This window comes from Pseudomonas sp. GW821-FHT02A11, assembly GCF_059421985.1.
In genome coordinates, this window is the sequence record NZ_JBWKWB010000016.1 from 17,785 (window position 1) to 30,867 (window position 13,083).

Annotated in this window: 15 protein-coding genes; 3 read left to right on the forward strand and 12 right to left on the reverse strand. The window is 60.5% G+C overall.

Annotation, left to right across the window (positions count from 1 at the left end; translation table 11 throughout):
• Positions 1-5 precede the first annotated feature (5 nt).
• Entirely contained in the window at positions 6-416 is a 411-nt protein-coding gene (locus tag AC07V9_RS20525) for a type IV pilin protein (RefSeq protein WP_495017476.1), read from the forward strand.
• A gap of 3 nt (positions 417-419) precedes the next feature.
• Here AC07V9_RS20525 and AC07V9_RS20530 read toward each other — a convergent pair whose 3' ends face one another.
• The 4 genes from AC07V9_RS20530 to pilV are packed head-to-tail and all read right to left on the reverse strand — an operon-like array spanning position 420 to position 2,500.
• On the reverse strand, positions 420-836 hold the full coding sequence (locus tag AC07V9_RS20530; protein WP_495017477.1) for a type IV pilin protein: 417 nt from the start codon (positions 834-836) through the stop codon (positions 420-422).
• 10 nt (positions 837-846) lie between these two features.
• On the reverse strand, positions 847-1,335 hold the full coding sequence (locus tag AC07V9_RS20535) for a pilus assembly PilX family protein (RefSeq protein WP_495017478.1): 489 nt from the start codon (positions 1,333-1,335) through the stop codon (positions 847-849).
• A gap of 8 nt (positions 1,336-1,343) precedes the next feature.
• The gene (locus AC07V9_RS20540) at positions 1,344-2,045 is read right to left on the reverse strand and encodes a PilW family protein (protein ID WP_495017479.1); all 702 of its coding nucleotides are present in this window, start codon (positions 2,043-2,045) and stop codon (positions 1,344-1,346) included.
• Entirely contained in the window at positions 2,042-2,500 is a 459-nt protein-coding gene (pilV, locus tag AC07V9_RS20545) for a type IV pilus modification protein PilV (protein WP_495017480.1), read from the reverse strand. Before pilV ends, AC07V9_RS20540 begins: the two co-directional genes overlap by 4 nt.
• Before the next feature lie 168 nt (positions 2,501-2,668).
• Here pilV and AC07V9_RS20550 point away from each other — a divergent pair, with 168 nt between their 5' ends.
• Positions 2,669-3,172: a GspH/FimT family pseudopilin gene (locus tag AC07V9_RS20550; protein WP_495017481.1), complete on the forward strand. Its 504-nt coding sequence runs from the start codon at positions 2,669-2,671 to the stop codon at positions 3,170-3,172.
• A gap of 5 nt (positions 3,173-3,177) precedes the next feature.
• On the opposite strand, the gene ispH is transcribed toward AC07V9_RS20550, so the two are convergent.
• The 6 genes from ispH to murJ form a co-directional block, all read right to left on the reverse strand.
• Complete coding sequence (gene ispH, locus AC07V9_RS20555; protein WP_495017482.1) at positions 3,178-4,125, reverse strand: 4-hydroxy-3-methylbut-2-enyl diphosphate reductase; 948 nt, start codon at positions 4,123-4,125, stop codon at positions 3,178-3,180.
• A 150-nt stretch (positions 4,126-4,275) separates the two neighbouring features.
• Entirely contained in the window at positions 4,276-4,728 is a 453-nt protein-coding gene (gene fkpB / locus AC07V9_RS20560; protein ID WP_495017483.1) for an FKBP-type peptidyl-prolyl cis-trans isomerase, read from the reverse strand.
• Positions 4,721-5,236, reverse strand: coding sequence for a signal peptidase II (gene lspA / locus AC07V9_RS20565; RefSeq protein ID WP_495017484.1), 516 nt, complete (start codon positions 5,234-5,236; stop codon positions 4,721-4,723). Before lspA ends, fkpB begins: the two co-directional genes overlap by 8 nt.
• Positions 5,229-8,060 carry an isoleucine--tRNA ligase gene (gene ileS, locus AC07V9_RS20570; protein ID WP_495017485.1) on the reverse strand — a complete coding sequence of 944 codons (2,832 nt, stop codon included), beginning with the start codon at positions 8,058-8,060 and terminating at the stop codon, positions 5,229-5,231. The genes lspA and ileS overlap by 8 nt, the downstream gene beginning before the upstream one ends.
• Positions 8,061-8,073: 13 nt before the next feature.
• Complete coding sequence (ribF, locus tag AC07V9_RS20575; RefSeq protein WP_495017486.1) at positions 8,074-9,009, reverse strand: bifunctional riboflavin kinase/FAD synthetase; 936 nt, start codon at positions 9,007-9,009, stop codon at positions 8,074-8,076.
• A gap of 118 nt (positions 9,010-9,127) precedes the next feature.
• Positions 9,128-10,672 (reverse strand): murein biosynthesis integral membrane protein MurJ, encoded by a 1,545-nt coding sequence (murJ, locus tag AC07V9_RS20580; RefSeq protein ID WP_495017487.1) that lies wholly within the window; start codon positions 10,670-10,672, stop codon positions 9,128-9,130.
• 250 nt (positions 10,673-10,922) lie between these two features.
• Here murJ and rpsT point away from each other — a divergent pair, with 250 nt between their 5' ends.
• Positions 10,923-11,198: a 30S ribosomal protein S20 gene (rpsT, locus tag AC07V9_RS20585; protein WP_108237862.1), complete on the forward strand. Its 276-nt coding sequence runs from the start codon at positions 10,923-10,925 to the stop codon at positions 11,196-11,198.
• A 217-nt stretch (positions 11,199-11,415) separates the two neighbouring features.
• Here rpsT and AC07V9_RS20590 read toward each other — a convergent pair whose 3' ends face one another.
• Entirely contained in the window at positions 11,416-11,886 is a 471-nt protein-coding gene (locus AC07V9_RS20590) for a CreA family protein (protein ID WP_495017488.1), read from the reverse strand.
• A 28-nt stretch (positions 11,887-11,914) separates the two neighbouring features.
• Entirely contained in the window at positions 11,915-13,033 is a 1,119-nt protein-coding gene (gene proB / locus AC07V9_RS20595) for a glutamate 5-kinase (protein WP_495017489.1), read from the reverse strand.
• Positions 13,034-13,083 lie beyond the last annotated feature (50 nt).

The window sequence follows — 13,083 nt, forward strand, 5'->3', positions numbered from 1 at the left end:
CGAATATGCTTACTCGATCTCCACAACAGCGTGGCTTCACGCTGATAGAACTGATGATCACTGTCGCGATTGTTGCGATCCTCGCCGCTGTGGCTTACCCGGCCTACACCAAGTACGTCCAGCGGGGTTATCGCTCCGAAGGCATTGCTCAGCTGAACGATGCCGTGGCACGGATGGAGCGTTTCTACGCCCAGAACAATACCTACGCCACTGCGACGACCTTGGCATCGCTTGGTATCACCAACGCCAACTCTCCTAACGGAAAATACACCTTGCAAGCGCCTACCGTGACCGCGACCACCTATTCGCTCACAACAGCGCCCCAAGGTGCGCAGGCCAATGACGCGTGCGGATCCCTCACGATCGATCAGGCAGGCAACAAGACGTCGACTGGGGGCACTGACTGCTTCAAATAACCCCTACCGCCCCCAACACCGCTCCCCACTGGCATCGTCCGACGCCCCGACGTTGCCGCGCTTGCCAGTGTGTTGCAGCACGAACCCGCCGCAGCTGTCATCGCTCATCAAACCTCCACTTTTCGGTGTAGCCGTCAGTACAAACGCTTGCTCCGAACGCTCAGCGTCGATCACATACAAACCGTTTCCCCTGCTCACCACATGCGCTCGGGCAGGCGGGCCTGGGGTATTCGAGTACTGCCCGGCTCGTGAATAGAAGCGCTCCAGCTTGTGGGCCTCATCTATCAATACGGCTGCGATTTCCGCACGACGGGCTTTGCGGGTGTGCTCGGTGTAGGCGGGGTAAGCCACTGACGCGAGAATGGCAATGATCGCTATCGCAATCAGCAATTCGATCAGGGTGAAGCCTCGATTTGTCATGTCCCCTCCCTCATAACCGCTGCCGCCACAGGATGCGTTTCTCCCCGGTATGAATGCTTTCCAGCACCGTTCTCGACACACCCTGAATGCCTATCGCGGTCACGCGATATAGCCGGTATGGCTGCTCAGGTAGTGCGCCGCCTGCCGGATCAAGAGTTTCACCCAAGTATTGAATCCCATAGAACCCGCCCTCGCTCGCCACCCACGTCACCCCGGAGGGTCCGCCTGCACCGCCTGCCGTAAGGGTCAAGGCTTCCGGCGGGGGCAAGCAGGCCTTGGTGGTTAAGCATTGCGCCTGTGAGTATCCGGGGTTGCGCAGTCGCGTCTCGGCTGTTCGCAACACCGACTCGGCCATCTGAAACGAAACATCGCGCAGGGCAAGACTGCCCGTCATTTTTTCCTGAAGCGTGGCGTTCTGCATGGATGAGGTAGCCAGCAAGGTCAGCAGCACCAGAAACACCAGGCTAACGATCAGCACCGCGCCGCGTTGAGTGTTCATTGTGGTCTTCACCCCTGCCTGTTGCGGATGGCGGCGACCACATGAAAGGTCTGCTCGCGGGTGCGATCCGCCGGATCGAAAAGGGTCAGGCTCAGGCGCACGCTGCGGATCAGCGCAGGGTCTGGCTGCGAGGTATAGCGCGCGACGCCAGAGGCACCTGCGGAGCCGGCCACCCCGAACAGCACGCTAAAGGCGCGCACATTGCTGAGCAGGGGCTGACCATCGAGAGTCAGCTCCCCACGGCGTAGGTTGAAGCGATAGAGGTGTTGCGCAATGGGCAGCGCGAAGTCCCCTGCAGCCAGCGCGGGCGCCCTCCCCCTTGACCATGCCGTCGCCGACGAGACGCAATCGGTGTGCACTGTCCAGTCGTGCCAGGTGTTTTGTGTGCCTGCTGCCGCGGAGATCAGAGTCAGGGATTGCTGCTGGGCGCTCCATTGCACCGGCTGGCGGCGCGCGCTGGAAAATCGTCCCCCCACGCTTTCATCGCGAATGTTTTCCAGACATCCAAACATCCCTGCCAGACGCACATCCTGAGTCAGCTTGGCGAGAACGAAACGCGCATCCTCCTGCAACGCTGCCGATGCTGCCTGGCTCAAATACGTGCTTTTCGAACTGATGAACAGCTGTGTCAGGCCCAGTGACACCACCAGCCCAAGCAGCAACGCCAGCATGACCTCCACCAGCCCGAAGCCGCTCACGCCGCGCTTCATGGTTGAACGCTCTGTGCAGGCCCGATCAGGCTGCTCACTGTGAGCGTCTGCCTGTGCTGCGTTCCTTCGCCTTCAGCCCGAGCATCGCTCCAGTCCAGATTGACCGTGACACGAGCCCCAGCCACTTGGATCGAAGCCTGAACATCTTCGCCCAGCATTCGCCTCAACTGGTCAGCGAAATCGAACAGGTCCTGATCCCGCGGGTTATTGAGATTCCCAGAGCTCGGTGCCTGGCTCAACGACGCCAGCGCGTAGTTCGCGCCGGGATTGGCCCGCGCACGCTCCAACAGGTCATGGGCGATGAATCCCGCCTGCGTGCTGCGCATCGCGCTGTCGGTATGTTTCAGCGCATTGAGCTGCAGCATCGACGCCCCCAACACACCGACAGCCAAGACCAGCAAAGCCACCAACACCTCGATCAGGGTGACACCTACTTGCGCTGTCCTTGCTGCCATCACGCACCTCCCACCAGCCCCATGCAGACGACAGTGAAGCCGATGTTCAGCACGTTGTCCGAGCGTTGTGTAACCGCAGCTTGCTGACACACCGACTGACAATCTGTCGTCTTGCCAGTGCCGCTGGATGAGCGTTTGCTAGTGCGCGGCGCTCAGGGAGGAAAGGATGTGCAGCAGAAAGGACTGACCTTGATAGAGCTGTTGGCCGGGCTGGTGGTGATCGGCATTGTGGTTGCGATGGCCACTCCGGCATTCAGTGCGCTCATCGCAGCGCAACGACGGCAGGACACCGCGCAGGAGTTGGCGAGCAGCCTGCGTCTGGCCCGTGTGGAGGCCATCCAGCGTGGCCAGCCGGTGATCGTTCAGGCCACCAACGACAGCTGGAGTGAAGGCTGGAAGGTCTTCGTCGACACCCATCGCAATCAATTTCAGGACGAAGATGAAGCCGTACTGGCCGAACGCGCAGGACATCAAACCGTGAGGGTCGTCGGGAACGGGAGAGTGACAGCCAGGGTTGGTTTCGAAAGCACGGGCAGGCTGCTGAACAACGCCAACGGCACGCTGGCTGTGTGCCTCAAGGACTCACCCGCCAGTCACTATCAGATCGCGATAGCCGTCACCGGGCGGGTGAGCCTGCGCAGCGAAGGCTTCAGCAGCGAACCCTGCGCATGAGCGGGTTACTGAACCTGTTTGACCCGCAGCTCTTTTGGCATCGAGAAGGTGATGTTCTCTTCACGACCGGCCAGCTCGTCAGCGCCAGTAGCGCCCCAGGCCTGCAATTGCTGGATCACGCCGCGCACCAGCACTTCAGGTGCCGAAGCCCCTGCGGTGATGCCGATACGCTCGACGCCATCGAACCAGCTGCGCTGCATGTCTTCAGCGCCGTCGATCAGGTAGGCCGGGGTCGCCATGCGCTCAGCCAGCTCGCGCAGACGATTGGAGTTGGAGCTGTTCGGGCTACCTACCACCAGCACCACGTCGCACTCATCGGCCAGCTGTTTGACGGCGTCCTGACGGTTTTGCGTGGCATAGCAGATGTCGTCCTTACGCGGGCCACCGATGGCCGGGAAACGCGTACGCAGGGCATCGATCACACGGCTGGTGTCGTCCATCGACAAGGTGGTCTGGGTAACGAACGCCAGCTTGTCGGGGTTGTGCACCTGAAGGTTGGCGACGTCCTCCTCGTCCTCGACCAGATAGATCGCGCCGCCGTTGCTGGCGTCGTACTGCCCCATGGTGCCTTCGACTTCCGGGTGGCCTTCGTGGCCGATCAGGATGCACTCGCGACCGTCGCGGCTGTAACGCGCGACCTCGATGTGCACCTTGGTCACCAGCGGGCACGTGGCGTCGAAGACCTTCAGGCCACGGCCAGCGGCCTCGGTGCGCACGGCCTGCGAGACGCCGTGAGCACTGAAAATCACGATGACGTCGTCCGGCACCTGATCCAGTTCTTCGACGAAGATCGCGCCACGGCTGCGCAAGTCTTCGACGACAAATTTGTTATGAACCACTTCATGGCGCACGTAGATCGGCGGGCCAAACACTTCCAGCGCGCGATTGACGATTTCGATCGCACGGTCCACCCCGGCGCAGAAGCCACGTGGGTTGGCGAGTTTGATTTGCATGATGTGCCTCGTATCTACGCGCAATGAAACATAAAAACAATTGTAGGAGTGAGCTTGCTCGCGATGAGGGCCTGTGCTTCAACATAGTTGTTGAATGATGCTAAGCCTTCGCGAGCAAAGCTCACTCCTACAGGTGACCTCTGCGGTCAGTTACAGCGATTTGACCTCGAAGATTTCCACTTCGAACGTCAACGTCTTGCCCGACAACGGGTGATTGAAGTCGACGGTCACTTGATCGTCGTCAAACGCCTTCACCACACCCGGCAGCTCAGTATTGGCCGCATCGTTGAAGATGACCAGCAAACCCTCGGCCAGCTCCATGTTCTGGAACTGCGAGCGCGGCATGATCTGCACGTTCTGCGGGTTTGGCTGACCAAAGGCGTTTTCCGGCGGCACTGCGATTTTGCGCTTGTCCCCGGCCTTGAGGCCGAAGATCAGCGCTTCGAAACCGGGTAACAGGTTGCCATCGCCGACCTTGAAGGTCGCCGGGGCCTTGTCGAACGTGCTGTCGACGGTATCGCCGTTTTCCAGATGCAACGCGAAATGCAAGGTGACTTCCGTGTTCTGACCGATGCGTGTTTCTTGAATGGCGTGTTCAGTCATGAACGGTTTCTCCGGTTTTCTTGCTCTTGAACATGTCCAGCGCAAGCATGATCGCGCCGACGGTGATCGCACTGTCGGCAAAGTTGAAGGCTGGGAAGTACCAGCGGTTGTCCCAGTGCACCAGCACGAAGTCGATGACATGGCCGATCGCGATGCGGTCGTACAGGTTGCCGAGCGCGCCACCCAGCACCAGCGCCAATGCAATGGCCAGCCAGGTTTCGTTGCGCCCCAGACGCTTGAGCCAGATCACCAGCACCGCACTGACCACGACTGCGATCAGCGCGAACAGCCAGCGCTGCCAGCCAGAGCTGTCCGCCAGGAAGCTGAAGGCCGCGCCGGTGTTGTAGGCCAGCGTCCAGCTGAAATAACCGGGGATGACCACGATTTGTTCATACAGCTCAAGACGGTTCTCGAAATAGTACTTGCTGGCCTGGTCAATGACCACGACCAGCACGCTCAACCACAGCCAGCTCAAACGGCCCAGACGGCCAGCCGAGGCGTTAGGCATAGTGACGAACCTCGCCTGCACCGCTGATGTTGTCGACGCAGCGACCGCAGATTTCCGGATGCTCGGCGTGAACGCCTACGTCCTCGCGGAAGTGCCAGCAACGGCCACATTTGGTGTAACCGGACTTGACCACTTTCAGCTTGAGGCCCGCGACTTCAGTCACCACGGCCTCGGCCGGAGCGCTCGTAAACGGCGCAACGCTGGCTTTGGAGGTGATCAGCACGAAACGCAGCTCATCGCCGAGTTTGCCCAGATCGCCGGTCAGGTCGTCTTCCGCGTATAGGGTCACTTCGGCCTGCAGGTTGCCACCGATGGCTTTCGCCGCGCGCTGGTTCTCCAGCTCCTTGTTGACCGCGGTCTTGACCGCCATGATCCGCTCCCAGTAGGCGCGGTCCAGCTCGAAGCCTTCCGGCAGCTCGCTCAGGCCTTCGTACCAGGTGTTGAGCATGACCGATTCATTGCGCTCGCCCGGCATGTACTGCCACAGCTCGTCGGCGGTGAATGCCAGGATCGGCGCGATCCAGCGAACCAGCGCTTCGGAGATGTGGAACAGCGCGGTCTGGCACGAACGGCGGGCCTTGCTGTTGGCGCCCGTGGTGTACTGACGGTCCTTGATGATGTCCAGGTAGAAGCCGCCCAGCTCTTGCACGCAGAAGTTGTGCACCTTGGAGTAGACGTTCCAGAAACGGTATTCGCTGTAGTGCTCTTCCAGCTCACGCTGCAACAGCAGGGCGCGATCCACGGCCCAACGGTCCAGCGCCAGCATTTCGTCGGCTGGCAGGATGTCGGTGGCCGGGTTGAAGCCGCTCAGATTGGAGAGCAGGAAACGCGCGGTGTTGCGGATACGACGGTAGGCGTCAGCGCTGCGCTGCAGGATGGTTTCCGAAACGGCCATTTCACCCGAGTAGTCGGTGGCCGAAACCCACAGCCGCATGATGTCGGCGCCCAGGGTGTCGTTGACCTTCTGCGGCGCGATGACGTTGCCCAGCGACTTGGACATCTTGCGGCCGTTCTCGTCCACGGTGAAGCCGTGGGTCAGCAGCTCGCGGTACGGCGCGTGGCCGTCGATCGCGCTGCCGGTCAGCAGTGAGGAGTGGAACCAGCCGCGGTGCTGGTCGGAGCCTTCCAGATACAGATCGGCGCGAGGACCGCTTTCGTGGCCCATCGGGTGCGAGCCGCGCAGGACATGCCAGTGCGTGGTGCCAGAATCGAACCAGACGTCCAGGGTGTCGGAAATCTTGTCGTACTGCGACGCTTCATCGCCCAGCAACTCGGCGGCGTCCATCTTGAACCAGGCTTCGATGCCTTCGTTTTCGACGCGCTTCGCGACCTCTTCCATCAACTCGACAGTGCGTGGGTGCAACTCGCCGCTTTCCTTGTTCAGGAAGAACGGGATCGGCACGCCCCAGTTGCGCTGACGGGAGATGCACCAGTCAGGACGGTTGGCGATCATCGAATGCAGACGCGCTTGCCCCCAGGCCGGAACGAATTTGGTCTCTTCGATGGCTTTCACTGCGCGGTTGCGCAGGGTGTCACCGGAGGCTGGTTGTTTGTCCATGCCGACGAACCACTGCGCGGTTGCGCGGTAGATCAGCGGGGTCTTGTGACGCCAGCAGTGCATGTAGCTGTGGGTGATGATTTCGGTGTGCAGCAGCGCACCGACTTCCTGCAGCTTGTCGACGATGGCCGGGTTCGCCTTCCAGATGAACTGGCCGCCGAAGAATTCCAGCGATTGCGCGTACACGCCGTTGCTTTGAACCGGCGTCAGGATATCGTCGTTGACCATGCCGTAACGCTTGCAGGTCACGAAGTCGTCTTCGCCGTAGGCAGGCGCGGAGTGAACCACGCCAGTGCCAGCGCCCAGTTCGACGTAGTCAGCCAGATACACCGGCGACAGGCGGTCGTAGAAGGGGTGACGGAAGTTGACCAGCTCCAGCGCCGAACCAGGGGCGGTGGCCAGCACCGAACCTTCGAGATTCCAGCGCTTGAGGCAGGCTTCGACCAACTCCTCGGCCAGCACCAGCAGGTGCTCGCCGGTATCGACCAGCGCGTAGGTGAATTCAGGGTGAACGTTGAGCGCCTGGTTGGCCGGGATGGTCCACGGGGTGGTCGTCCAGATCACGATGGCAGCTGGCTTGCTCAGGCTCGACAGACCAAAGGCGGCAGCAAGCTTGTCGGCATCGGCGACCGGAAAGGCCACGTCGATGGTCGACGACTTCTTGTCCTGATACTCGACTTCCGCTTCAGCCAACGCCGAACCGCAGTCGAAACACCAGTTCACAGGCTTGAGGCCCTTGAACACGAAACCGTTCTTGACCATTTCCGCCAGCGCACGGATCTCTCCGGCTTCGTTGGCGAAGTCCATGGTGCGGTACGGGTTGGCCCAGTCGCCGAGCACGCCCAGGCGAATGAACTCGGCCTTCTGGCCTTCGATCTGCTCGGCCGCGTAGGCACGGCACAGTTCACGGGTCTTGTCTGCAGGCAGATTCTTGCCGTGGGTGACCTCGACCTTGTGTTCGATCGGCAGACCGTGGCAGTCCCAGCCCGGCACATACGGCGCGTCGAAGCCGGCGAGGGTCTTCGAGCGCACGATCATGTCCTTGAGAATCTTGTTGACCGCATGACCGATGTGAATATTGCCGTTGGCGTACGGAGGACCGTCGTGCAGCACGAACTTTGGACGATCCTTGCCAATTTCGCGCAGCTTCTGGTACAGGCCAATGCTGTCCCAGCGCTGCAGAGTTTGCGGCTCGCGCTGGGGCAGGCCGGCCTTCATCGGGAAGGCGGTGTCCGGAAGATTAAGCGTGGCTTTGTAGTCGGTCATTTCAGGCTCTAAATTAGCGGTTGACCGTGCCCCAATGGGCACGGGCGGCAGCGACATCCGCATCGATCGCCGTCTTAAGCGCCTCAAGTGAGGCGAAACGCTGCTCATCACGCAGCTTTTGGTGGAAAACCACCGTCAGACGCCGGCCATAGATATCACCGGCAAAATCCAGAAGATGTATTTCAAGGTGAGGACGTCCATCCCCCGCCACGGTCGGCCGCACGCCAATGTTGGCAACACCCGGCCAGACCTTGCCGTCGATTTCGGCACTGACCAGATACACCCCGGTCAATGGCACGCGACGACGCTTGAGCTGCACGTTGGCAGTGGGCGTGCCCAACTGGCGCGCGAGCTTTTGCCCGTGCAGCACGCGACCGGTGATTTCGAACGGTCGCCCCAGCAGATGCTCGGCCAGGATGAAGTCGCTGGCGGCCAAGGCATTGCGCACCTTGGTGCTGCTGACGCGTACGCCGTCGATTTCCACGGTTTGCGCGGCTTCTACGGTAAAACCCTTGTCGGCGCCGACCTTTTGCAGGAAGTCGAAATCACCGATGCGGTCGCAACCGAAGCGGAAGTCGTCACCGACCTCAAGGTGTTTCACGCCCAGGCCGTCGATCAATACAGTGTCGACGAACTCGGCGGCGCTCAGCTTGCTCAGGCGCTGGTTGAAGGCCAGACAGAGCACCAGATCGACACCCTCGGCAGCCAGCAGGTCGAGTTTGTCACGCAGACGTGCCAGACGCGCCGGAGCGGTGTCGGGGGCAAAGAACTCGCGCGGCTGCGGCTCGAAAATCACCACGCAGCTGGGCAGGCCCAATTCCACGGCGCGCTCGCGCAGTCGCGCCAGGATAGCCTGGTGACCACGGTGAACACCGTCGAAATTGCCAATGGTGGCGACGCAGCCCCGATGCTGGGGGCGCAGGTTGTGAAGGCCTCGAACCAGCTGCATAACGCGCTTCTTGCTCATAAAGTGGCCGATTATAACCACACACCGCCGTCAACGACAGGCGACACGTCCAGGCAAACCGCAACAATCGGCGTTAACCGGCAAAAACCGACGATTGATCCTACATGATCGCCTTGCGAGCGAAATCTTTCAGGCGAAAACCCAGCAGCAGCAACATGCCGAAATATGACACGACACCTGCGGCAACCAACCCGCCCAGACGAATGAAGCGCTCCAGCATCTGCCCATCGGACCAGGCTGGCATCACGTGCATCAGGCCCAGCAGCACCGCCGACATCACCGACACCGCCACGAACAGCTTGACCAGGAACACCGGCCAGCCCGCTTGTGGCTGATAGAGGTCCTGTTTGCGCAGCTGCCAGAACAACAAAAGTGCGTTCAGACAGGCACCCACGCTGATCGCCAGCGCAAGACCGGCATGGGCCAGATGCACGACGTAGACGAAAATCACGTTGAACAGTTGAGTCACTATGAGGGTGAAGATCGCGATTTTCACCGGGGTGCGAATATTTTGTTGCGCATAAAAGCCGGGGGCCAGCACCTTGATCACGATGATGCCCAAGAGCCCGACTGCATAACCAATGAGCGCGCGCTGGGTCATGGCGGCGTCATCACCATCGAATTTGCCGTATTGAAACAGCGAAACGGTCAGCGGCTCAGCCAGCAAGCCCAACGCCAGCATGCAAGGCAGCACCAGCACGAAGCACAAGCGCAGCCCCCAATCGAGAATCCGCGAGTATTCCTGGCGATCCTTGCTGGCGTAGGTCTTGGAGAGAATCGGCAGCAGAATCGTCCCCAACGCCACGCCCAGAACGCCCGAAGGCAGTTCCATCAAACGGTCGGCGTAATACATCCAGGACACGGAGCCGGCCACCAGAAACGACGCAAAAATGGTGTTGATGATCAGGGAAATCTGGCTGACCGACACGCCAAGCATGGCCGGCAGCATCTGCTTCATCACTCGCCAGACGCCGGTGTCCTTCAGGTTCAGGCGCGGCAGCACTAGCATGCCGATTTTCTTGAGGTGCGGCAGCTGATACAAAAGCTGCAAAAGCCCACCGGCCAGCACCGCCCAGCCCAGCGCCATGACCGGCGGGTGGAAGTACGGGGTGAGAAACAGCGCGAAAAAGATCATCGCCAGGTTGAGCAGCGTAGGCACGAACGCCGGCACCGAGAAACGGTTCCAGGTATTGAGGATCGCGCCTGCCAGCGATGACAGCGAGATCAGCAATATATAAGGAAAGGTCACGCGCAGCAGATCGGAGGTCAGCTGGAATTTTTCTGGTGTGTCGGCAAAACCCGGCGCCGTCGCCCAGATTACCCAAGGCGCGAAAATGATGCCCAGCACAGTGACCAGCGCCAGCGCCAGGGTCAGCAAACCGGTGACATACGCGACAAAAGTGCGGGTCGCCTCCTCGCCTTGCTGGCTTTTATATTCCGCCAGGATCGGCACAAACGCCTGGGAGAAGGCGCCCTCGGCGAAAATCCGGCGCAGCAGGTTGGGCAGTTTGAACGCGATGAAGAAGGCATCCGTTGCCATTCCAGCCCCGAAAGCCCGGGCGATGATGGTGTCGCGGATAAACCCCAGAACCCGCGAAAGCATGGTGATAGAGCTGACGGCGGCAAGCGATTTGAGTAGATTCATCTAAAGGTTGTGCGCCCGACCAAAGGAAGCGCCAAAGCGCGTTCCATTTATGCGATACTCCGCGCCGCAAAACAGCACTGAGCCAAAACCCGCGAGTTTACAGGTCGCACGCCGGAAAGAAATATCCTCGGCACCACACAGCGACCACTCAGCGGAACGCATCAACTGCCCTTGACAAGCATTCAAGTCATCGGCATGATTCGCGGCCTATTTTGTTAGCTAATTCCCAAGTCTTTCGAGGAGCTCGACGGTGGCCAACTCACCTTCCGCCAAAAAACGTGCAAAACAGGCTGAGAAGCGTCGCAGCCACAACGCCAGCCTGCGTTCCATGGTTCGTACCTACATCAAGAATGTAGTTAAAGCCATCGACGCCAAAGACGCTGCTAAAGCGCAAGCCGCTTATGTTCTGGCTGTGCCAGTTATCGACCGCATGGCCGATAAAGGCATCATCCACAAGAACAAAGCTGCTCGCCATAAAAGCCGCCTGAACGGTCACGTCAAGGCTCTGAACCAAGCTGCAGCCTAAGCGACCGCTTATTAAAAAACCGACCCCAGGGTCGGTTTTTTATTGCCTGGGATTTGATGACTCACGAGAATAATCGAAACACACTAAAGACAACCGGTGGCACCACCCCTGTGGGAGCGAATTCATTCGCGAGGCGGCGGCACATTCGACACACATGTATCGTCCTTGCCGACATCTCGCGAATGAATTCGCTCCCACAGAACCTACGCAGCCACACTTACGGCGCAGGCGCTGGCGCCCACGGCAGAATCGGAATCGCCGTCACCGCATTCTGCGGACTGCCCTCGATCACGCGATCGCTGTACACCAGATACACCAGCGTATTGCGCTTCTTGTCGAGGAAACGCACCACCTGCATGGTCTTGAACACCAGCGACGTGCGCTCCTTGAACACCTCGTCGCCATCCTTCAATTCACCCTTGAAGTGAATCGGTCCCACCTGGCGACACGCAATCGACGCCTCGGCGCGATCCTCCGCCAGACCCAGGCCACCCTTCAGGCCGCCCGTCTTGGCGCGGGACAGGTAGCACGTCACGCCATCGACCTTGGGGTCGTCGAACGCTTCCACCACGATCCGATCATTGGGGCCGACGAACTTGAACACGGTCGACACCTGACCAATCTCTTCCGCCGACGCCAGCAGAGGCAACATCAGCAACCCACCCAGCAATCCTTTCACAACTCGCATGGCGATTTCCTTTTATACGCGACCGGACTCACACCAGAATCAGGTTATCGCGGTGAATCAATTCAGGCTCAGCCATGTAGCCCAGTTCCTTGAGGATGGCGTCGGACGGCTGACCAATGATTTTCTGGGCTTCTAGGGCGCTGTAGTTACTTAACCCCCGCGCGATCTCGCGACCATCAGGCGCCACACAGACCACCATCTCGCCACGACGGAAGCTGCCCTGAACGACCTTCACGCCGACCGGCAACAGGCTCTTGTTGCTTTCAGCAAGCGCCTTGACCGCGCCGTCGTCCAGCACCAGCGTGCCGCGAGTCTGCAGGTGACCTGCCAGCCACTGCTTGCGCGCGGCGAGCATGCCACGCTCAGGCGACAGCAACGTACCCAGCCGCTCACCCGCCTTGAGGCGCGCCAGCACGCGCTCGATGCGCCCGCCGACGATGATCGTGTGCGCGCCCGAGCGCGCTGCCAGACGCGCTGCGCGCAGCTTGGTCTGCATGCCACCACGCCCCAGCGCGCCACCCGTACCGCCTGCTACCGCATCCAGAGCAGGGTCGTCAGCGCGAGCTTCGTAAATCAACTGGGCTTCAGGGTTATTGCGCGGGTCGGCATCGAACATGCCGTCGCGGTCGGTGAGGATGACCAGCAGATCAGCCTCGACCAGATTGGCCACCAGCGCTGCCAGCGTGTCGTTGTCGCCGAAGCGGATTTCATCGGTGACGACGGTGTCGTTTTCGTTGATCACCGGGACCACACCCAACTCCACCAGCGTGCGCAGGGTACTGCGGGCGTTCAGGTAGCGCTTGCGGTCGGACAGGTCATCATGGGTCAGCAGGATCTGCGCCGTGTGCCGGTCATGCTCGGCAAAGCTCGACTCCCAGGCCTGCACCAGGCCCATCTGGCCAATCGCGGCGGCCGCCTGAAGCTCATGCATGGCACTCGGTCGCGCAGCCCAGCCCAGTCGACTCATTCCGGCCGCGACCGCACCGGAGGAGACCAGAACCAGTTCGACGCCTGCCTCGTGCAGCGCCACCATCTGCTCGACCCAAACACCCATCGCGTTGCGATCAAGACCCTTGCCGTCCGCTGTCAGCAGCGCACTTCCGATCTTCACAACCCAACGCTGGGCACCTGTCACCTTGCTCCGCATGATCTTTCAACCTTAAGCCAGAGAGTACAAATCCAAGATACTAAAACGCC

Coding starts and splice junctions, on each gene's coding strand:
- AC07V9_RS20540 (WP_495017479.1), bottom strand. CDS start 2,045: ATGAAGCGCGGCGTGAGCGGCTTCGGGCTGGTGGAGGTCATGCTGGCG.
- ribF (WP_495017486.1), bottom strand. CDS start 9,009: ATGCAGCTGGTTCGAGGCCTTCACAACCTGCGCCCCCAGCATCGGGGC.
- AC07V9_RS20535 (WP_495017478.1), bottom strand. CDS start 1,335: ATGAACACTCAACGCGGCGCGGTGCTGATCGTTAGCCTGGTGTTTCTG.
- ispH (WP_495017482.1), bottom strand. CDS start 4,125: ATGCAAATCAAACTCGCCAACCCACGTGGCTTCTGCGCCGGGGTGGAC.
- murJ (WP_495017487.1), bottom strand. CDS start 10,672: ATGAATCTACTCAAATCGCTTGCCGCCGTCAGCTCTATCACCATGCTT.
- lspA (WP_495017484.1), bottom strand. CDS start 5,236: ATGCCTAACGCCTCGGCTGGCCGTCTGGGCCGTTTGAGCTGGCTGTGG.
- fkpB (WP_495017483.1), bottom strand. CDS start 4,728: ATGACTGAACACGCCATTCAAGAAACACGCATCGGTCAGAACACGGAA.
- proB (WP_495017489.1), bottom strand. CDS start 13,033: ATGCGGAGCAAGGTGACAGGTGCCCAGCGTTGGGTTGTGAAGATCGGA.
- AC07V9_RS20530 (WP_495017477.1), bottom strand. CDS start 836: ATGACAAATCGAGGCTTCACCCTGATCGAATTGCTGATTGCGATAGCG.
- pilV (WP_495017480.1), bottom strand. CDS start 2,500: ATGGCAGCAAGGACAGCGCAAGTAGGTGTCACCCTGATCGAGGTGTTG.
- ileS (WP_495017485.1), bottom strand. CDS start 8,060: ATGACCGACTACAAAGCCACGCTTAATCTTCCGGACACCGCCTTCCCG.
- AC07V9_RS20525 (WP_495017476.1), top strand. CDS start 6: ATGCTTACTCGATCTCCACAACAGCGTGGCTTCACGCTGATAGAACTG.
- AC07V9_RS20590 (WP_495017488.1), bottom strand. CDS start 11,886: ATGCGAGTTGTGAAAGGATTGCTGGGTGGGTTGCTGATGTTGCCTCTG.